The sequence below is a fragment of the Stenotrophomonas terrae genome (genome assembly GCF_001431465.1).
In the GTDB taxonomy this organism is placed as follows: Bacteria; Pseudomonadota; Gammaproteobacteria; order Xanthomonadales; family Xanthomonadaceae; genus Stenotrophomonas; species Stenotrophomonas terrae.
Window position 1 is genome coordinate 76,977 of sequence record NZ_LDJJ01000006.1, and the last position, 20,073, is coordinate 97,049.

12 protein-coding genes are annotated in these 20,073 nt (G+C 63.4%); 7 read left to right on the forward strand and 5 right to left on the reverse strand.

Annotated features, from left to right (window positions below):
- Positions 1-28 precede the first annotated feature (28 nt).
- From ABB27_RS02160 to mutS, 4 genes are all read left to right on the forward strand, one after another.
- Complete coding sequence (locus tag ABB27_RS02160; protein WP_057626585.1) at positions 29-934, forward strand: cation diffusion facilitator family transporter; 906 nt, start codon at positions 29-31, stop codon at positions 932-934.
- On the forward strand, positions 931-2,265 hold the full coding sequence (locus ABB27_RS02165) for an amino acid permease (RefSeq protein WP_083491096.1): 1,335 nt from the start codon (positions 931-933) through the stop codon (positions 2,263-2,265). Before ABB27_RS02160 ends, ABB27_RS02165 begins: the two co-directional genes overlap by 4 nt.
- 1,286 nt (positions 2,266-3,551) lie before the next feature.
- Positions 3,552-5,696, forward strand: coding sequence for a TonB-dependent receptor (locus ABB27_RS02170; RefSeq protein ID WP_152984395.1), 2,145 nt, complete (start codon positions 3,552-3,554; stop codon positions 5,694-5,696).
- Between the two features lie 373 nt (positions 5,697-6,069).
- Positions 6,070-8,625 carry a DNA mismatch repair protein MutS gene (gene mutS / locus ABB27_RS02175; protein WP_057626628.1) on the forward strand — a complete coding sequence of 852 codons (2,556 nt, stop codon included), beginning with the start codon at positions 6,070-6,072 and terminating at the stop codon, positions 8,623-8,625.
- A gap of 298 nt (positions 8,626-8,923) precedes the next feature.
- Here the strand turns inward: mutS and ABB27_RS02180 are convergent, their stop codons facing one another.
- Together ABB27_RS02180 and ABB27_RS02185 are read right to left on the reverse strand one after the other, a co-directional pair.
- Positions 8,924-9,556 carry a glutathione S-transferase family protein gene (locus ABB27_RS02180; RefSeq protein ID WP_057626588.1) on the reverse strand — a complete coding sequence of 211 codons (633 nt, stop codon included), beginning with the start codon at positions 9,554-9,556 and terminating at the stop codon, positions 8,924-8,926.
- Positions 9,557-9,620: 64 nt separating this feature from the next.
- A complete protein-coding gene (locus ABB27_RS02185; protein ID WP_057626589.1) occupies positions 9,621-10,313 on the reverse strand; it encodes a helix-turn-helix transcriptional regulator in 693 nt (230 codons plus the stop codon).
- A 202-nt stretch (positions 10,314-10,515) separates the two neighbouring features.
- Between ABB27_RS02185 and ABB27_RS02190 the strand changes: the two genes are divergently transcribed.
- Positions 10,516-12,162: a catalase gene (locus ABB27_RS02190; protein WP_244479105.1), complete on the forward strand. Its 1,647-nt coding sequence runs from the start codon at positions 10,516-10,518 to the stop codon at positions 12,160-12,162.
- Positions 12,163-12,320: 158 nt separating this feature from the next.
- Entirely contained in the window at positions 12,321-12,929 is a 609-nt protein-coding gene (locus ABB27_RS02195) for a DUF937 domain-containing protein (protein ID WP_057626590.1), read from the forward strand.
- 434 nt (positions 12,930-13,363) lie between these two features.
- On the opposite strand, the gene ABB27_RS02200 is transcribed toward ABB27_RS02195, so the two are convergent.
- Positions 13,364-13,771 carry an RNA-binding S4 domain-containing protein gene (locus ABB27_RS02200; protein WP_057626591.1) on the reverse strand — a complete coding sequence of 136 codons (408 nt, stop codon included), beginning with the start codon at positions 13,769-13,771 and terminating at the stop codon, positions 13,364-13,366.
- Positions 13,772-13,877: 106 nt separating this feature from the next.
- Here ABB27_RS02200 and ABB27_RS02205 point away from each other — a divergent pair, with 106 nt between their 5' ends.
- Positions 13,878-15,332, forward strand: a complete 1,455-nt coding sequence (locus ABB27_RS02205) for an MATE family efflux transporter (RefSeq protein WP_057626630.1) — start codon at positions 13,878-13,880, stop codon at positions 15,330-15,332.
- A 229-nt stretch (positions 15,333-15,561) separates the two neighbouring features.
- On the opposite strand, the gene ABB27_RS02210 is transcribed toward ABB27_RS02205, so the two are convergent.
- Entirely contained in the window at positions 15,562-16,917 is a 1,356-nt protein-coding gene (locus ABB27_RS02210) for a Gfo/Idh/MocA family protein (protein ID WP_057626592.1), read from the reverse strand.
- A 117-nt stretch (positions 16,918-17,034) separates the two neighbouring features.
- On the reverse strand, positions 17,035-20,016 hold the full coding sequence (locus ABB27_RS02215; RefSeq protein WP_057626593.1) for a TonB-dependent receptor domain-containing protein: 2,982 nt from the start codon (positions 20,014-20,016) through the stop codon (positions 17,035-17,037).
- Positions 20,017-20,073 lie beyond the last annotated feature (57 nt).

The window sequence follows — 20,073 nt, forward strand, 5'->3', positions numbered from 1 at the left end:
ATCCCGAACCGCCCCTTCGCAGAGCCAAATGACCAGCACACGCAAGGAACAACAGGTTTTGCAACGCTCGATCGCAGCAACCGTGCTGGTTGCGGCGATCGGTTTCTTTGGCGGCATGCTCGCCCGCTCGCAGGCGATCCTGTTCGACGGCATCTACAGCATGGTGGATCTGGCACTGACGCTGGTCGCATTGGCTGTGCTACGGCTGATGGCCAAGGAACAAAGCCCTCGCTTTCAATATGGTTTCTGGCACCTGGAGCCCATGGTCGAGGCGCTGGGCGGCGCCATCCTCAGCCTGGCCTGCATCTACGCCCTGGCCAATGCAGTGATCGGCCTCAGCGATGGTGGCCACGAGACGCGGCTTGGCCCCGGCCTGCTCTGGGCCGCGCTGCTGGTGGTGGTGGACCTGGCAATGGCGGTGTGGATCGGCCGCCATGCACGTCGCCTGCAATCGGGCCTGCTGACCCTGGATGCGCGCGCCTGGCTGCTGACCGGCATGATGAGCCTGGCGGTGGTGCTGTCCTTCGTCCTTGCGCTGGCATTGCGCGGTGGCGCGCATGAACACTGGATCCCCTACCTGGACCCGTTGGTGCTGGCCTGCATCAGCCTGGCCACACTGCCCGTGCCGCTGCGTGGCGCATGGAAGGCCGCCCGCGAAGTGCTGCAGGTTGCCCCCGACGAGCTGGACCAGCTTGTCCAGCAGGTGATGCAGCAGTTCGTCGCCAAGCATCAGTTTGAAGGCTTCACCAGCCATGTCGCCAAGATCGGCCGCATGCAGTTCGTCGAGATCCACATCCTTACCCGCCCCGACACCCAGCTGGGCAGCATCGGCGATGTCGACCGCCTGCGCGATGAGATCGCATCACAGCTGGACGCACGCTCCGGCCGTTTCTGGTTGACCATCGATTTCACCTCCGATCGGGCCTGGACATGAGCGCGGCAACATCGCGGAAAATGGGCCTGACCATGGCGACCATGCTGGTCGCCGGCAACATGATAGGCACCGGCGTATTCCTGCTGCCAGCCAACCTGGCCACGGTCGGCAGCATCTCCTCGGTGGGCTGGCTGATCGCCACCGCCGGCGCCATCGCGCTCGGGCTGGTGTTCGCACGCCTGTCGCAGCTGGATCCGCAACCGGGCGGGCCATACGCCTATGCGCGCGATGCGTTTGGCAACTACATCGGCTTCGTCAGCAACTATGCCTATTGGTTCGGCAACTGGATCGGCAATGTCGCCATTGCCCTGGTCGTAACCGGCTACCTCAGCCACCTGTGGCCATGGCTGCAGGATGTCTATCCACGACTTGGCTTCACCCTGGCGGTGATCTGGCTGCTGAGCCTGGCCAACGCACGCGGCGCCCGCTGGATCGGCGCGCTGGAAACCAGCACCCTGCTGCTGGCCTTGATCCCGATACTGGGCATCGCCATCTTCGGTTGGTGGTGGTTCGACCCGGCGCTGTTCAGTGCCGGCTGGAACGTCAGCGGCATGGACGACAGCGCCGCGATCTCGCGCAGTGCCTCCATCGCGCTGTGGGCGTTCATGGGTGTGGAGAGCGCGGCGGTATCGGCCGATGTGATCGACAACCCCAAACGCAACATCCCGCTCGCCACCCTGCTCGGGCTGGCGCTGGCGGCGGTGATCTACATCAGCTGCTCGCTGGTGATCATGGGCATGGTGCCGATGGCACAGCTGCGCGACTCCTCGGCACCGTTCGCCGATGTCGCCCAGCTGATGATCGGCCCCTGGGGCGCGCTGGTGATCGCCTTGTGCGCGATCCTCAAATCAGCCGGCGCGCTGGGCGGCTGGATGCTGCTGGTCGGGCAATCGGCCAAGGCAGCAGCCGAGGACGGCTTGTTTCCTCGGGTGTTCTGCAAGCTCAACAAACACGGCATGCCGGGCACTGGCCTGATGATCGTGGCAGTGCTGATGAGCGCCTTGCTGCTGGTCACCTCCTCGCCCACGCTGGCCCGCCAGTTCGACCAGCTGACCAATATCGCGGTACTGCTGACCATCATTCCCTACCTGTTCTCGGCCGGCGCGCTGATCTGCTCCACCCTGGAGCGTGGTGAACAGGGTTGGATGCGCGCTGCCAGCCTGTTCACTGCCGCCGCCGCGGTCGCCTACTGCCTTTACGCCTTGCTCGGTGCAGATGCGAAGCTGCTGGCTTACGCCACGGTGGCGATCCTGTTCAGCGCTGCCCTGTATCCATTCTTCCGCCAGCCTATGTTCGAAGCCGCAAAGGCCAACAAGAGCAAACGCGGATAGTCCTCGCCCACTGCGCTGGGGGCCGTGCCTGATCGGCCTCGAAGCTGTTGCAGTCATAACTCGGACACACGCAAAAAACGCCTGCTGTTGCGCTTGGGCGGCAATCTCGGTTGCCCTTGGTGGATTGCAGCCAGATACAACTGTCGTGGGAAGTAGATGATTTGACATGCCTATGCCTTTCTACGGTGGCGCCATCCGTGCATGACCATGAGCTCCCAACTGTTCGGAAAAGCGCAGAAAAACCTGTAGCCATTTCCGACGGCATGCTCAATCATCACTCCCACCGATGGCGCAGAACCATCACGCCAGCGCAGCAAACCTCAGCACTGCTGATCATGCGCGCGCCGCACCGCACCCATATCACCGTAGCCACTCTCGATAGAAATCAAACAGCTACCCCATACCGATGCGACTGTAACCTGCTCGTGGAATGTTCCAGTTCGCGCATCTCGCGCAACTGCCGTTGACAAAGATATCGCCACTTAAAGATCTTCCCTCCCGTAGATCATGAAAGTCATCGATCAACGTGTGTGGAGCCGACCCAGCAATGGAACGTACACCGGTATCGCAGTGCGGCATGCCAACTAACGGCATACCGCCTGCAACATTGAAGCTGACGGAACCAGCGTTCCGCGCAGGTATTTTCACTGTCTACTTCCCGCATAAGCCAGCCGCTGTTGGTCGCGACCACACTTCGATCAGGACTCCTGAAACAACGCCGATCGCCCCGAAAGTTTCCGGCGGTTATTTGGCCTACGGAGCCAAACCCATGAATGCTGCGCTCTGCGCAATATCCATGAGAACCGCGACAAGACCAATCATGCGAAGTGCACCTTCGGCGAGCCGACTTTAGGCACTACACGCATCGCCACCCGAGTTCTTCCAAACTCCAGTCCGCGCAGCCCTTCTACCAGAACCGTGTCCTGAACCCGTCCTGCGCTCAGCGCGCGGGACAGCGTGCCGGTGGGCAACGCCATGACCAAACACGATGGTTCACTGCCGCGCGCAGCGGCATGCGCCGCGTCACAAGAAACAACGTCCAAGCGCTGTACCGCAACACATAGATCGCTGTACACAACGCCGGCTAAGCCGGTCCCGCAAGCACCATCACCGGAGAGAAACGCGTGACAAAAGCCCCCCGACCAATATTTCGGCACACAGCTTCCAGGATCCGTTGCAATCACCTGTCATTGGCTCTGCTTTCAGCGTTGGCCGCTGCACACCCCGCGCTGGCCCAGGACGCGGCAGGTGGGGCTGAACCAACGACCAAGGACCTCGATACGGTCATGGTCAGATCCACACATCAGGTAAAGCCCCTGCAGAGCACACCGATCTCCATCAGCGTGGTCACCGCCGAGCAGCTTGACCGTACCAACATGAGCAGCATCTCCGATCTGCAATACGTCGCCCCGGGCGTATCTTTTTCCGCTACAGCGGGCACCGCGAATGGCGGCGGTTTCCAGGTGCGCGGCATAGGCACCCAGGCGTTCAGCGTCGCCTCGGAACAGACGGTTGGCACCGTGGTCGATGACGTGGTCATCGGCATCCCGCGTGACCCCGGCGTGGCGGGCTTCAGCGACATCGAGCACATCGAAGTACTGCGCGGGCCCCAAGGCACCTTGTTCGGCAAGAATGCCTCAGCCGGCATTGTGAACATCAGCACCCGCGCCCCGGAGATCGGTACCACCAGTGGCTCCGCCGCATTGTCGCTGGGTGAGCGCAATGAACATGTCGCGCGCCTCACCGCCAATCTGGGCATCTCGGACACTTCAGCGCTGCGTCTTTCCGCCTACTACAAGGACCAGGATGGCGCCACCGCCAATGCTTTCCACGACTGGAACATCGGTGACCAGACCGGGCGCGGCATCCGCGGCAAATGGCTGTGGAAGCCAACCGAACAGCTGGACATCCTGGTTGCGGCCGAACGCCAGACCTTGTTCAACCGCGGCGTCGCAACGCTCTACAGCTTAGGCACGGAAGAGAACTACAACGCCAGTTTCGCCGGATTCGGGCATATCGGCGGCGACAGCTTCACCAGCCAGGCCGACGCCGACGCATTTGCCTTCCAGGGCGTGACCGGCTTTTCGACCAAGGCCGACCTGCGTCTTGCCAACGACGCGCAGCTCACCTCAATCACCGCCTATCGCGCCTCAACCGTCAACCAAGTGCACGACATCGACCAGTCGCCTGCGGACTTCATCAACAAGAACATCACCACGATCCGTGCCCATCAGATCAGCCAGGAATTCCGCTTGGCCGGCGCCACACAGGACGAACGCCTGGACTACGTGCTGGGTGCTTACTACGCAAATGTCGACAGCACCTACGAGTACTACGCTTACGGCGGCTTCAATTTCGATCCCGTGCCGCCTAGCGTATATCTCTCCCTCACCGGGCCCAGGCAGCATATCCACGCCGACACCAAGAGCCACGCGCTCTACGCCAACTTGGGCTACAAGCTGACCGATCGCTGGTCCACCAGCGCTGGACTGCGCTACACCCATGACAAGGTGGTCGCCTCCATGACGCCCATCGAGATGCCCACCGCCGAAGGCAAGCCGGTGATCTACCTTGGCACTATCCTTCCCTCGCAGGGAGAGATCAGCAAGCAGAACGTATCTGGAAAGCTCGCCCTGCAGTTCCAGCAGAACGCTACGTTGATGTGGTACGCCAACATCGCCACCGGTTACAAAGGCCCCACCATTGATCCGATCTGGAACCAGTCCACCCTGATCCAGCCGGAGAAATCCACCGCCTACGAACTGGGCGCGAAATCGCAGTTCTTTGACCGCAGCCTCACCGTCAACGTCAGTTTGTACAAGACCGACTACAAGGATTTCCAGGCACAGGTCTACATCCCGCAGACCTTGGGCTGGGCCATGTCGAACGCCGGCGAGATGCGCACCAAGGGTGCTGAGCTGGAAGTGAGCTGGCGTCCCAGCGCGGATTTCTCGTTGATCGCCACCGGCGCGCTGACTGACGCCGAGTTCCGGGACTACTTCACCACCTGCGAGAACAACCGGGATGCTCCCTGTCGCCTCGTCGACGGCATTGTGCAGGCCGACCTGACGGGATTCACGCCGCCGTATGTGTCCAAGTACAGCTATTCGCTCAGTGGCAACTACTATCACGCCCTCGGCAACGGCCTGGCCGTCAACGCCAATGCCGGCTGGAGCTACAAGAGCCATTTCTACAACACCGCCGCGCAATCCTCCACGCGGACACCGGGATACGGCGTGGCCAACCTTTCCGTCGGCATCGGCGCCGAGGACGGTAAATGGGAAGTGTCGCTGTACGCACGCAACCTGCTGGACAAGCACTACCGTAGCCTCATTGACTACAGCCCCACCCTCAACAGCGGTGGCTTGATGCAATACCTGTCACCAGACAGCTTCCGCACAGCAGGGGTATCGCTGACCTTGAACTTCTAAGCAACGTTGCCCGACCATGACGGTAGTGCAGGCGCCCTTCCTCTCGTTGCCGGACGCAACCGGTCAACGCGCCTTCACTACGTCCTCGCTAGGCAGGCCTCATCCGCAAGGCAGATCAATACCAGACTCACTATCGGGCTTGCCCCCATCCGTGCTGCGCCTTCCAATATGAATCGGCCTCGGCATTCAGGGACTCGGCATGCATGCTCAGCGCCGCGATGTGGCAACGTCTGCTCCCGCAACCCGCTGGCGCTCGCCCCAACTGGCCTCGTCCATCCCCGACACTGCGCCTACAATAGCGGTCCTGTGCCCTTGCCCGGCAAATTGAAGTGGACTCCGCGTGACCGAGAAGAAGCCCGAACACACCCCGTTGATGAAGCAGTTCTTCGCAGCCAAGTCCGAGTATCCGGACCTGCTGCTGTTCTTCCGGATGGGCGATTTCTACGAACTGTTCTATGACGACGCGCGCAAGGCCGCGCGTCTGCTGGATATCACCCTGACCCAGCGCGGCAGCTCCGGCGGCGCGCCGATTCCGATGGCTGGCGTGCCGGTGCATGCCTTCGAGGGCTACTTGGCGCGGCTGGTGGCAGTCGGCGAATCGGTGGCGATCTGCGAACAGATCGGCGACCCGGCGCTGGCCAAGGGCTTGGTCGAGCGCAAGGTGGTGCGTGTGGTCACCCCCGGTACGGTCACCGATGAGGCACTGCTGGACGAGCGCCGCGATACCTTGCTGATGGCGCTCTCGCGCAGCAAGGCCGGTTACGGCCTGGCCTGGGCCGATCTGGCCGGCGGCCGCTTCCTGGTCAACGAAGTCGATACCGACGACGCACTGGAAGCCGAGCTGGCCCGCCTGGAACCGGCCGAGCTGCTGGTCCCGGATGAAGAAAACTGGCCCGAATTCCTGCGCCACCGCAATGGCGTGCGCCGCCGCGCACCGTGGTTGTTCGATGCCGACAGTGGCCGCCGCCATCTGCTGAACTTCTTCAAACTGCACGACCTCAGCGGTTTCGGCATCGATGACAAGCCGCGCGCCACCGGCGCCGCCGGCGCGCTGCTGGGCTACGTCGAGGAAACCCAGAAGCAGCGGCTGCCGCACCTGACCTCCATCTCGATGGAGAACGCCGGCGAAGCAATCGCGATGAATGCGGCCACCCGCCGTCATCTGGAGCTGGATACGCGTGTCGATGGCGACACCCGCAACACCTTGCTCGGCGTGCTCGACAGCACCGTCTCGCCGATGGGCGGGCGCCTGCTGCGACGCTGGCTGCACCGCCCACTGCGCCTGCGCAACGTACTGCAGCAACGCCACCACGCGGTTGCCACGCTGATTGATCGCGGCACCGACTCCGACCTGCGCGACAGCTTCCGCGCGCTTGGCGACATTGAACGCATCCTCACCCGCATGGCCTTGCGCTCGGCGCGGCCACGCGACTTTTCCACCCTGCGTGATGGCCTGGGCCTACTGCCGGCCATCACCGCGCAGCTGGATACGCTGGATTCACCGCGCCTGCAGCAATTGCGCGCCGAACTCGGCTCGCACGATGAAAGCGCGCAGCTGCTGGCCAGCGCCATCGCCGAACAGCCGCCGCTGAAGCTGTCCGATGGCGGCGTGATTGCCGAGGGCTACGACGCCGAGCTCGATGAGCTGCGCCGCCTGTCCACCCACGCCGACCAGTTCCTGATCGATCTGGAAGCGCGCGAGCGCCAGGCCAGCGGCATCGCCACCTTGAAGGTCGGCTACAACCGCGTGCACGGTTACTACATCGAAATCAGCAAGGGCCAGTCCGACAAGGCGCCGGTGCACTACACCCGCCGCCAGACCCTGACCAATGCCGAGCGCTACATCACCGAGGAGTTGAAGAACTTCGAAGACAAGGTGCTGTCGGCCCGCGAGCGCTCGCTCAGCCGCGAAAAACTGCTGTACGAAGGCCTGCTCGATATCGTCGCTGAGCACCTGGAGCCGCTGAAGCGCTGCGCCGGCGCATTGAGCGAGCTGGACGTGCTGGCTGCATTCGCCGAGCGCGCACAGGCACTGGACTGGTCGCAGCCGGAACTGCAGGAGGACGCCTGCCTGCGCATCGAACGTGGCCGTCACCCGGTAGTCGAAGCCGTGCGTGACACGCCGTTCGAACCCAACGATCTGGACCTACACCCGGACCGCCGCATGCTGGTCATCACCGGCCCGAACATGGGCGGTAAGTCGACCTATATGCGGCAGAACGCGCTGATCGTGCTGCTGGCGCATATCGGCAGCTTCGTGCCGGCCAGCCGCGCGGTGATCGGCCCGATCGACCGCATCCTGACCCGCATCGGCGCTGGCGACGATCTGGCCAAGGGCCAATCCACCTTCATGGTGGAAATGGCCGAAACCAGCTACATCCTGCATCACGCCACCGCCCACTCGCTGGTGCTGATGGACGAAATCGGCCGTGGCACCTCGACCTATGACGGCCTGGCGCTGGCCGACGCGGTAGCCCGTCACCTGGCCTACCAGAACCACTGCTACACGCTGTTCGCCACCCACTATTTCGAGCTGACCGCGCTGGCCGACGAAAGCCATGAAGGCGGCGCCAGCGGCATCGCCAACGTCCACCTGGATGCGGTGGAACACGGCGACACGCTGGTGTTCATGCATGCGGTGAAGGACGGCCCGGCCAATCGCAGTTTTGGTCTGCAGGTGGCCGCCCTGGCCGGCCTGCCCAAGTCCACCGTTGCGCAGGCGCGGCGTCGCCTGGCCGAACTGGAACAGCGTGGCGGCGAAACCCAGAGCGCAGCGATGGCGCCGCAGGCGCTGGATGCGCCGCAGCAGTTTGGTTTGTTTGCTGCGCCGAATTCGGCGGCGCTGGATGCCTTGCAGGCGATTGATCCGGACGAGTTGACGCCGAAGCAGGCGTTGGAGGCGTTGTATCGGGTGAAGTCGTTGATCTAGTCGGGCGCTGGCGATCCTGCTTAAGCCCCTCTCCCTTTGCGGGAGAGGGGTTGGGGAGAGGGGCGACGGAGTAGCAATGTAGGGCCGTCGAAGCGCCTCCACGAAGCCTGCTGTTGTCCGGAAAGGCCGGAAATGCCGGAAATATTGTCAGAGCATGATTTCCTCGGCGGTTTCCTTGCCTTTAGCTTCGCGGCTTACGCCGCTCCCACACTTGCGCTGCTTGCTGCTTTCCGGAAGCGCCGGGTAGATGACCGGAGCTTGATTTGCTTGGCGGTTCCCTTGCTCCCAGCTTCGCGGCTTACGCCGCTCCCACAGCTTCCACAGCCGGGATCAATGCATCATCCTTGGCGTTGCCACGCACTGCCGCTGGTCGCTGCAGATGCGGTGCGACGTAGTTCTCGAACGCCGCCAGTGGCTCCAGCTCGCCTACCCGCAGGTGGTAGCTGAGGAAGGCGGTCATATACAGATCGGCCACGGTGAAGCGGTCACCGACCAGATACTTCCTGCCCTCGACAGCGCCGACCAAGGTGCGCATCAGGTCTGCCTCACTGCCGTAGCCGGCCTCGATCGCCGGTGCCAAGGCACCATGGCGGCGCGCGGTGATGAAGGACTCCATCGGTCCGGCAGCAAAGAACATCCAGCGGTAGCACAGGCCACGCTCAGCGCTGCCAACCGGCGGCAGCAGGCCCTTGTCCGGCACCAGGTCGGCCAGGTGCAGGCAGATGGCCGCGTTCTCGGTCAGCACCACGTCGCCCTGGCGCAGTGCCGGCACCTTGCCCATCGGGTTGATCGCCAGGTATTCGGGCGACTTCATGCTCTTGCCGAACTCCAGCAGCACCTCGTCGTAAGGCAGACCGGTTTCTTCCAGCATCCAGCGGGCGATACGGGCACGGGAATAAGGATGGGTATAGAACGTCAGCGTGTTGCTCATGGCAGGCACCTTGTTGGAAGAGCCTGCAGTGTGCGCAGGGGCTGCTGACAGCTGCTGTCAGCAGTCAGCCATTGCGGTGCTGCAGCTGCAGCGCTCGCCAGCGCTTGAGCAGGCTGTGGCGCTGATCGGGATAGCGGCGGCCGGTATCCTCCAGGGCCAGCATCCGGTCGGCGCGGAAATGGCGGAAATCGCCACGCATTTCGCACCAGGCGGCGAGGAACCGCAGCTCGGCCATGAAGGCCATCGCAAACGGCCAGATCACCCGTTCGCTGGCCTGCCCTTCGGCATCGCAGTACTGGATGCGCACCGCATTGCCCTCGCGGATCGCCAGCCGCAGTGCCGGCAACCACGGCTCTGGCTCGCTGCGCTTCCATTGCGGGGCGAACAAGCCGCTGGTCTCCACCTGCAGCCGCAGCGGCTCGGGCAACACGCCGGTTAGCCTGTCCAGCGCGGTGCCGGCGGCAGTAGCCAGTTCCGGATCGGCATGCGATACCACCCAGCGCGCACCCAGCAACAGCGCTTCCAGCTCCTCGGCGGAGAACATCATCGGCGGCAGCAGGAAGCCCGGCCGCAGCTGGAAGCCAATACCCGGATCGCCGACGATCTCCGCGCCCTGCCCGCGTAATGCATCGATATCCCGGTACAGCGTGCGTAGGCTCACCTCCAGCCGTTGCGCCAGTTCGGCCCCGCGCACCGGCGTGCGCCGGCGCCGCAGTTCGTCAAGCAGGTGCAGCAATCGGGTGGCGCGCTGGCTCATGGAATGGTCCGGTGAATGGGGCATGGCAGCAGTGCCGGCACAAAGCCGAGCCGACACCGCGCTTGAAAGAGGCAGGATTGATTCAAGCATCCTGACTGATAGACAAACCCTATGGCAATGAACGGATCATTTGATTACTCATTTAACGGTTCCGTGGTTAAAGTCGATGAAAGATGTCCCCCAACGCCAGCAGGAGCCAGCCATGAGCAACGACACCAAGCCGACCTGTCCGTATCACCAGGCCCCCTCACCGGAACAGGCTGCGCAATCGCAGCGCGACACCAGCACCACGCCCAAGCAGAAGCACGGCGATGCGCCGGTAACCCCACTGACCACCGCCTTCGGTGCGCCGGTGGTGGACAACCAGAACAGCAAGACTGCCGGCCCGCGTGGCCCGCTGCTGATGGAAGATGTCTGGCTGCTGGAGAAGCTGGCCAACCTCAACCGCGAAATCATTCCCGAACGCCGCATGCACGCCAAGGGCTCCGGCGCGTTCGGCACCTTTACCGTCACCCATGACATCAGCAAGTACACCCGCGCAAAGATCTTCTCGGCGGTGGGCAAGCAGACCGAGATGTTCGCCCGCTTCACCACCGTGGCCGGTGAGCGCGGCGCGGCCGATGCCGAACGCGACATCCGCGGCTTCGCGCTGAAGTTCTATACCGAAGAAGGCAACTGGGACTTGGTGGGCAACAACACGCCGGTGTTCTTCCTGCGTGACCCGCGCAAGTTCGGCGACCTCAACAAGGCGGTCAAGCGCGACCCGCATACCAATCTGCGCAGCGCCCGCAACAACTGGGACTTCTGGACCCTGCTGCCGGAAGCGCTGATGCAGGTCACGGTGGTGATGAGCGACCGCGGCATTCCGCGCAGCTTCCGCCACATGAACGGCTTTGGTTCGCACACCTACAGCTTCACCAACGACGGCGGCGAGCGCTTCTGGGTCAAGTTCCACTTCGTCACCCAGCAGGGCGTGCAGGCGCTGACCGATGCGCAGGCCGAAGTGCTGGTCGGCAAGGACCGCGAGAGCCATGGCCGCGACCTGTTCCAGGCGATCGAGCGCGGCGAGTTCCCGAAGTGGAAGCTGTTCGTGCAGGTGATGCCGGAGCTGGAAGCGGAAACCTACCGCATCCATCCCTTCGACCTGACCAAGGTGTGGCCGAAGAGCGATTACCCGCTGATCGAAGTGGGCGAATTCGAGCTCAACCGCAATCCCGACAACTGGTACATGGACGTGGAACAGTCGGCATTCGCACCGAGCAACCTGGTGCCGGGCATCGGCCCGTCGCCGGACAAGATGCTGCAGGCGCGGTTGTTCGCCTATACCGATGCGCAGCGCTACCGGCTGGGCGTCAACCATCACCAGATTCCGGTCAACGCCGCCCGCTGCCCGGTCTTCAGCAACCACCGCGATGGCGCCATGCGCGTTGACGGCAACTACGGCGGCCTGCCGCACTACGAGCCCAACAGCTATGGTCAATGGCAGGAACAGCCGCAGTACCGCGAGCCGGCGCTGAAGATCCGTGGCGATGCCGACTTCTGGAACTTCCGCGAAGACGACAACGATTACTTCAGCCAGCCCGGTGCGCTGTTCCGCAGCTACAACGCCGTGCAGAAGCAGCGTCTGTTCGAGAACACCGCCCGCGCCCTGGGCGATGCGCCGGACTTCATCAAGCAACGCCACATCGACAACTGCAACAAGGCCGACCCGGCCTATGGTGCCGGTATTGCTGCCGCCCTGAAGAAGCTGGGCGAGGCCAGCGCGCCGGCCGATCCGTTCGCACCGCCGCCGCATCCGGGCAGTGACTTCCCCGCCGCCACCCCGGGCGCGGAGGACATCGAGCTGTAAGCCCGGCCCGATGCCGCAATACGGGTCAACGCACCGCCCGCCTCGCGCGGGCGGTGCTGTTTCTGCCCACAAACCAACACGTCATTGGCCTCTTCACTTACGCCCCCTTGCGGGGGTTACCATGCCGCTCGGCAACCCAACCTTCAAGGATCCACCCGATGAGCCTGACCGACGACCTTCTCTCCCAACTGCAGGGCGCACCGCTGCAGCAGGTTTCGCAGCAGCTGGGCATCGACAGCCAGCAGGCATCGACCGCGATCAGCGCCGCGCTGCCGCTGCTGATGGGCGCATTGGGCAACAACGCGGCCAAGCCGCAGGGCGCTGAAGCGCTGTTTGGTGCTTTGCAGAACAACCATAGCGGCATGGACATCGGCAGCGTGCTGGGTGCGGTGATGGGCGGCGGCAACAGCCCGGCTGCCAATGGCGCCGGCATCCTTGGCCACATCTTTGGTGGCAGCCAGGACCGCGCCGAAACCGGCCTGGCCCAGGCCACCGGCCTGAGCCCGAGCACCTCCAGCCAGCTGCTGAAGATCCTCGCCCCGATCGTGATGGCCTATATCGCCCAGCGCATGAGCAGCGGCGCCGCACCGGCCAATCCGGACGGCCTGGCGCAGGTCCTGGGCCAGGAGAAGCAGCAGGTAGCCCAAGCCGGCGGCATCGGCGGCGGCCTGCTGGGCAGCGTGCTGGACCAGGACGGCGACGGCCAGTTCGGCGTCAGCGACCTGATCAAGCTGGGCAGCGGCCTGCTGGGCAGCGGCAAGCGCTGAGCAGCCGAAGCTTGAATGAAAACGCCACCGCAAGGTGGCGTTTTTGTTTATGTAGTGCCGAGCCATGCTCGGCAGGGGCTTCACAAGCAATGCCCTGTAGTGCCGAGCCATGCTCGGCAGAGGCCTTACCGGTAATGCCCCCTGCCGAGCATGGCTCGGCACTACACCCCCTCCCTTGCGCCGAAGGCGGAGGGGAGGGTTGGGGAGGGGTCGGCTTTTGGGCCTTTCGCGCATCGCCAGCTTCACGGCTTACACCGTTCCTACAAATCGGTGCTACTGGTAACGCCCCTGCCGAGCATGGCTCGGCACTACATGTTTGGCTCTACCGGTAACGCCCCTGCCGAGCATGGCTCGGCACTACATGTTTGGCTCTACCGGTAACGCCCCTGCCGAGCATGGCTCGGCACTACAGGGCCTCCCCTTGCCGACCATCCTCAGAGCGCGTCCAGGTCGCCCAGGGCGCGGATCAAACGACGGGCGCGTTTGTCGGGGCGGTGTTCGGGGGCCTGGTAGCCGGTGCGTTCGGCGGCGCGGCGCAGGCGTAGTTCGTCGCGCGCCTGTTTGGACGCCTGCGTTTCCTCGTACAAGGCCTGGGCTACCGGCGCCGAGCCGCGGCTGGCGCTGAGCCCGCGTACCGCGATCTCGAAAATCTCGTCGCCACGCTGCACCCGCAGCGCGTCACCGATGCGGATCGCACGGGAAGATTTCGGGCGCTGCCCTTCGACGTCGACCTTGCCGGTATCGACGGCCTGCTTGGCCAGGCTGCGGGTCTTGAAAAAGCGCGCGGCCCACAGCCATATATCAAGACGGATGCTCGCTACTGCTACGACTTCACCACTCATTGCGCTGCCATGGCTCCTTGGTAGATATGCCGACGGTGATACCTGCCACCGCCGCTCTCACCTGCAAGATGCTAGTGTGCCAGCCCCGATCCCGACAACGTTGTCCATGTCGAAAGCCAAGCAAACCCGCTCGCTCACCGAAGGCCCGATCGGGTCCAGCCTGCTGATGTTCGCGCTGCCTATTCTGGCCGGCAACATCGCACAGTCGCTGAACGGCTCGGTCAATGCCATCTGGGTCGGCAAGTTCCTCGGCGAGGCGGCGCTGACTGCCACCGCCAATGCCAACAACATCATGTTTTTCCTGATCGGCTCGGTATTCGGCATCGGCATGGCCGCCACCATCCTGATCGGCCAGTCGATCGGGGCCAAGGACCTGGCGCAGGCGCGGCGGGTCATGGGCACCAGCGCCACCTTCTTCATCAGCCTGTCTGTGGTGATTGCGGTACTGGGCTGGTTCCTGTCACACCGTTTGCTGCTTGCGATGGGTACGCCGGCCGAATCGCTGCCGATGGCCGATGCCTACCTGAAGGTGATCTTCCTGGCGATGCCGCTGCTGTACGCCTTCGCCTTCATCACCGCCGCCCTGCGCGGCGCCGGCGATGCGCGCACGCCGTTCCGTTTCCTGCTGTTGGCGGTGCTGCTGGATATCGCCTTCAACCCCTTGCTGATCTTCGGCATCGGCCCCTTCCCCAAGCTGGGTATCGCCGGTTCCGCCTGGGCCACGTTCTTCTCGCAGGGCCTGGCGCTGGCCGGGCTGATGCTCTACCTGCGCAACAAGCGGCACATGCTGTGGCTTGGCCGCAAGGACATCGGCCTGCTGAAGATCGATACCGTCATCCTCAAGGCGCTGGTGATCAAAGGCGTGCCGATGGGCCTGCAGATGATCCTGATCTCGTTGGCGATGATCATGATGATCAGCATGGTCAATGGCTATGGCGTGGAAACCGCATCGGCCTACGGCGCGGCGATGCAGCTGTGGACCTATGTGCAGATGCCAGCGATGGCCATTGGCGCGGCCTGCTCGACGATGGCTGCGCAGAACGTTGGTGCCGGCCGTTGGGAGCGCGTGGATGCCACCGCACGCACCGGCGTGCTGTTCAACTTCCTGCTGACCGGCGCACTGATCGCACCGATCATCCTGTTTGATCGCAGCACCCTGGCACTGTTTCTGCCGGCAACCAGCGAAGCGCTGGAGATCGGCCGCCACCTGAATCACATCGCGGTGTGGTCGTTCCTGTTCTTCGGCGTCAACTTCGTGGTGTCCGGCGTGGTCCGTTCGACCGGTGCGGTAGTGCCGCCGCTGCTGATTTTGGCAGTGGCGATGTGGGGCATCCGGGTGCCATTCGCACTGTGGCTGCAACCACGGTTTGGCGCCGATGCGATCTGGTGGAGTTTCCCGGTCAGCGCGTTCTGCTCGATGCTGATGATCATGAGCTATTACCGCTGGGGCAACTGGCGCAAAGCCACGATCCTGGAAAAGCACGCGCAAGCCACGCCAGCGGAAGTGCCAGCCACGCCGCCCTCGCCGGTGGCCGATCCGGATCTGGAGCTGGAGCGCTAAGCCGCTTGGGAACCGCGTGGGAGCGGCGTAAGCCGCGAAGCTGGCAATGCGCGAAAGGCCTGAAAGCCAACCCCTCCCCAGCCTCCCCTCCGCCTACGGCGCAAGGGAGGGGGTGTAGTGCCGAGCCATGCTCGGCAGGGGCATTGCTGGTGAAGCCTCTGCCGAGCATGGCTCGGCACTACAGGTTTCGCTTTTGCCGAGCATGGCTCGGCACTACAGGTGCTTCCTATCAGTAGCTGCCGTCGAAGGCGAAGATCGGCTTGCGCTGCTGCCATAGGCCCTTGGTGAAGTCCGGGAACTCCAGGGTCTGGAAGCTGTTGGCAATGGACTGCTCGGACAGCGGGGTGATCGCACTCCAGGTCACGGCGTCATAGATGTCGATCGGCATCGGCGCCTTGGCCTTCAAGGCTTCAATGAAGGCATGGATCACGAACCAGTCCATGCCACCGTGGCCGGCACTGGCAGCGGTATCGGCATGCTGCTTCCACAGCGGGTGCTCGTACTGGTCCTGGTAGGTCTTGAACTCTTCCCACTGGTGCGGCGGGCTGCGACCTTCGATGTGGATGCCGTGGTTGACGTCCATCCACAGGCCCTTGGTGCCCTGCACGCGGAAGCCCATCGAGTACGGGCGCGGCAACGAGGTGTCGTGCTGCAGCAGGATGGTCTCGCCGTTCTCACAGGCCAGCGTGGTGGTGACGATGTCACCCAGCTTGAAATTCACCTTGGTGCTCGGATGGGTGGTGCCACCGCTCTTGGCCACGGTGTAGTCGTGCAGGCCGCGCGCCTTGCTGGCGAACGCATTGATATGGGTGAAGCGGTTGCCGCGGTTGATGCCGGTATACATCGCGCACGGGCCGATGCCGTGGCTGGGATACAGCTCGCCATTGCGCTGCACGGAATGCTCGGTGCGCCAGCGTGCCTCCGACCAACCCTTGGCACCAAACTCCACGCCGCTGTCATAGGGCTGCGACGGATCGCCGGAATTGAATTTCACCCCGCGCAGGTCGTGCTGGTAGCCGCCCTGCAGATGCACCAGTTCGCCGAACAGGCCTTGCCGCACCATCTGCAGTGCCGCCATCACGTCACGCCGGTAGCAGACGTTTTCCAGCAGCATGTACGGGGTACCGGTGCTGAGCTGGGTATTGAGTACATCCCAATGGTCCTGCAGGGTGATGCCGGCAACCACTTCGCAGCCCACCGCCACCTTGGCCTGCATCGCGGCAATCGCCATTGGTGCATGCAGCTCCCACGGCGTGGCAATGATCACACCATCAAGGCCACGCTGTTCCAGCAGGCGCTTCCAGGCATTCTGGTCGCGGTCGGCGCCGTAGGCCTGCGGCGCCGGCTTGCCGGCCTTGGCCACCATGTCCATTGCCCGGCCAAGCATGATCGGTTCGATGTCGCACAGGGCAACCACTTCCACGTCGTCACGGCGTACCAGTTCCTTCAGCAGCACCTGGCCGCGCATGCCGGTGCCGATCACACCCATCCGCATCTTGCGGCCGCGTGCCCAGGCCGGGGTTTCGGGCAGCAGACTGGTGGCGGCAAGGGCCGCACTGGCCATGATGAATTCCCTACGCTTCATTGTGTTTCCTCTTTCGTGGATCTTGCCGGCGGTGGCGTGCGTGCCACGACCTTGCTGACGTTGTCACTGTCTTCCCCCTCATGCAATGCATGAGGGGGAAGCGATGCTGCGGTTGACTCAGAACTTGTAGGTCGCGGTGACGCTGTAGATGCGGCCGAAGTTGTTGGCATAGCCGGAGAAGTTCATCCAGTCGTTCGGGTCGTAGAACGGCAGGCGGTTGAATACGTTCTTCACCGTCGCGCCCACGCTGAGGTGCTCGTTCGCCTGCCAATTCACACTCAGATTTCCCGTCCACCAGGATGGAGCGCCATGGCACTGCTTCGGCCCGGCATTGACGTAGCTGCCGGTACAGGTTTCAGCGTTGTTGTCCTCCTGGTCAATGCGGTCATAGGCCCACTTGGTCTTGCCGACATAGTTGATGTAGAAGCCGGTATCCCAGTTGCCGTAGTTCCAGTTGGCGTTGAAGGTCGCACGCACGCGCGGGTTGTTGTAGTAACCCACGGTGTTGCCGTAGTACCAGCCATCACCGTTGTCGGAGTTGTACATGTTGCGATTGGCAATGGTCGCGGCAACGCCGGTGGTCAGGCGGCCCCACTCGCCCAGGTCAAAACGCGCGCGCGCATCCACATCCAAGCCATCGATCAGCGTACGGCCACGGTTGCGGTACTGGCCGATCACGCTGGCCACATTGCCGGTGCTGTAGCCCGGCAGGGTCGACGGGCAGCTGACGCCGCTGGCCGGATCGCTGCACATGCTGGCCAGCGCGGCCAGGTTGGCAAGGTCGGTCTCGGTGATCGGGAAGCGCGTCTGCGCGCTGATCTCTTCTTCCTTGCTGTAGTCCGGTGCGACGATCTCGTCACGACGATAGACAAACCAGTAGTCAGCAGAAACCGACAGCCAATCGGTTGGTTCCAGCACGAAGCCCAAGGTCGCGATCTTGGCCTTCTCCGGCTTCAGGTCCTGGTTGGGCTGGGTCATGCGCGCCACGTTGCGGGCACAGTCGCTGTTCCACAGTGCGTTGCCCAGGTCCTTGTCCACGCCACGATTGGACTGGCGCAACAGGCCAGCGATGGCATTGGTTTCGGCACAACGGGTTTCGTCGCGGTAGCCGCCAATCTGCGCGTACACGCCACCGCTGCCGGCTTCGGCCAGGCTGGGTGCACGGAAGCCTTCCGAGTAGGTACCACGCAGCATCAGCTGCGGCAGTGCCTGGTACTTCAGGCCGATCTTCGGTGCGGCATTGGTGCTGAAGCCGGGATACTTGTCCAGGCGCAATGCCAGGTCCATCTCGAGCTTGTCGGTGAGCGGTGCCACGGCTTCGCCGAAGATCGCATAGGTATTGCGTTTGCCGTCGAACCACGAGCCACCCTGTTGGGTGATAAGGCCATTGGCAGCGTCCGGGTTGCCCGGCGTATAGAAGGTCTCACGGGTGGCATTGAAGCCGAACGCCGCACGCACTTCACCGGCCGGCAGGTTGAACAGCGGGCCTTCGATCTTACCGTCCAAGGTATGCAGGCGCGTCCACGACTCGATATCAAACGTCGGGAAGGCTTCACGGATCAGCGCTGCATTGGCCTGGCTGATCTCACCGAACTTGTAGGCGGGGTGATCGGAGATGATGACGCGGCCGGTGCCCGGATCGACGGTGTACGGGCCAAATGCCTTCTCAAAGCCCTTCAGGTTCACGTTGGTGGTCTGGTAGGTCACCGAATGCGAGCCAGCGGTAGCGAACGCGGTCTCCCAGTTCCAGTCACCCACATTGCCACGCAGGCCGGTGACCGCGCGGTAGCTCTTGTCGGTGTTGCGCTGGCCGAAATGGTTGCCGCCCACATCCTGCAGCAGATAGCCCAGGCCAACCACGCCGCCCATCAAGGCTTTCAGTTCCGGGCTGGCGTGGTTGTACTCGTTGTTCGGCCCCAACCACGGCGTCAGGAACTGGTTGACGGTATTGCCGGTATTGCGCGAGAACCAGCTCTGCGGATTGCCGGTGGTGGTGCCATAGGCGCGCGGCGTGCCGCCGTTGGCGCGCAGGTCGATGTCGGTGTACGTCAGTTCGGCGAATGCCTCGGTCGCATCATTGACCCGGAAATGGCCGTTGAGGTACGCCGTGACTCGCTTGGAATCGGCACCGCCATTGATCTGGCTGGTCATCCAGTCCTGCCAGATGCAGCGGGTGCCGGTGGCAACCTGCAGCACGTTCTCGCAACCCGGGGCCGCCTCGTCCACGCGCGCCTTGGTGACCGGATCAATGGCGTAGTAGTAGCCGGGGTTGAACACGCCCGGTGCGCTGCCGGTGTCCAGGCGCAGGTTCTTGATGTAGTCCGGATTGTTGGCGTAGTACTGCTTCGGGTGCTTCAGGTACCACTCGCGATTGGGGATGCCGGCACGCTCATACAGGTTGACGCTGCCATAGACGTTGTAACCGTCCTCGTCCATGTCGCCGAAGCCGCCGGTCACGCTGGCCTGCTTTTCATCGAAGGAATCAAAACGCGGTGCGGTGTCCCAGGTGCCGCTGACTTCCAGCCCCTGGTAGCTGCGCTTGGTGATGACGTTGATGACGCCAGCTACCGCGTCGGTGCCGTACACCGCCGAGGCGCCGTCGGTCAGCACTTCCATGCGCTCGATGACTGCAGCGGGGATGGAGTCGATGTTGACGAATTGGGTCTGGAAGCCCGCCGGTGCGCCGTAGTACGACAGGCGCCGGCCATTCAACAGCACCAGCGTGCCCTGTGCACCCAGGCCACGCAGATTGGCCTGCGAGGCGCCGTCCGAGCCGGAGAACAATGATTTGGAATCGACCTGGCCCGGACGTGCTGCCGGCAGGTTGTCGAGCACCTGCAGCAAGGTGCGCGCGCCCATGTTGACGATGTCCTGCTTGCTGATCACCTGCACCGGCGATGCGGTTTCCACATCGGTACGGCGGATGTTGGAACCGGTGACCTCGATGCGCGACAGCTCGGTGGTCTTGTCCTTTTCCTTTTCCTTCTCGGCGCTGCTCTGCGCGAACGCAGGTGCAGCGATGGCGAACAACACGCTGGCGACAGCCAACGATAGCGGGGCTGGCAAACAGCGTTTGGCACTGCGATTGGCTGGCAACATCGGGTTCTCTCCTGGCAAGGGCACGCGAAAAACAACAGTTGGCGGGCAAAGCGATCC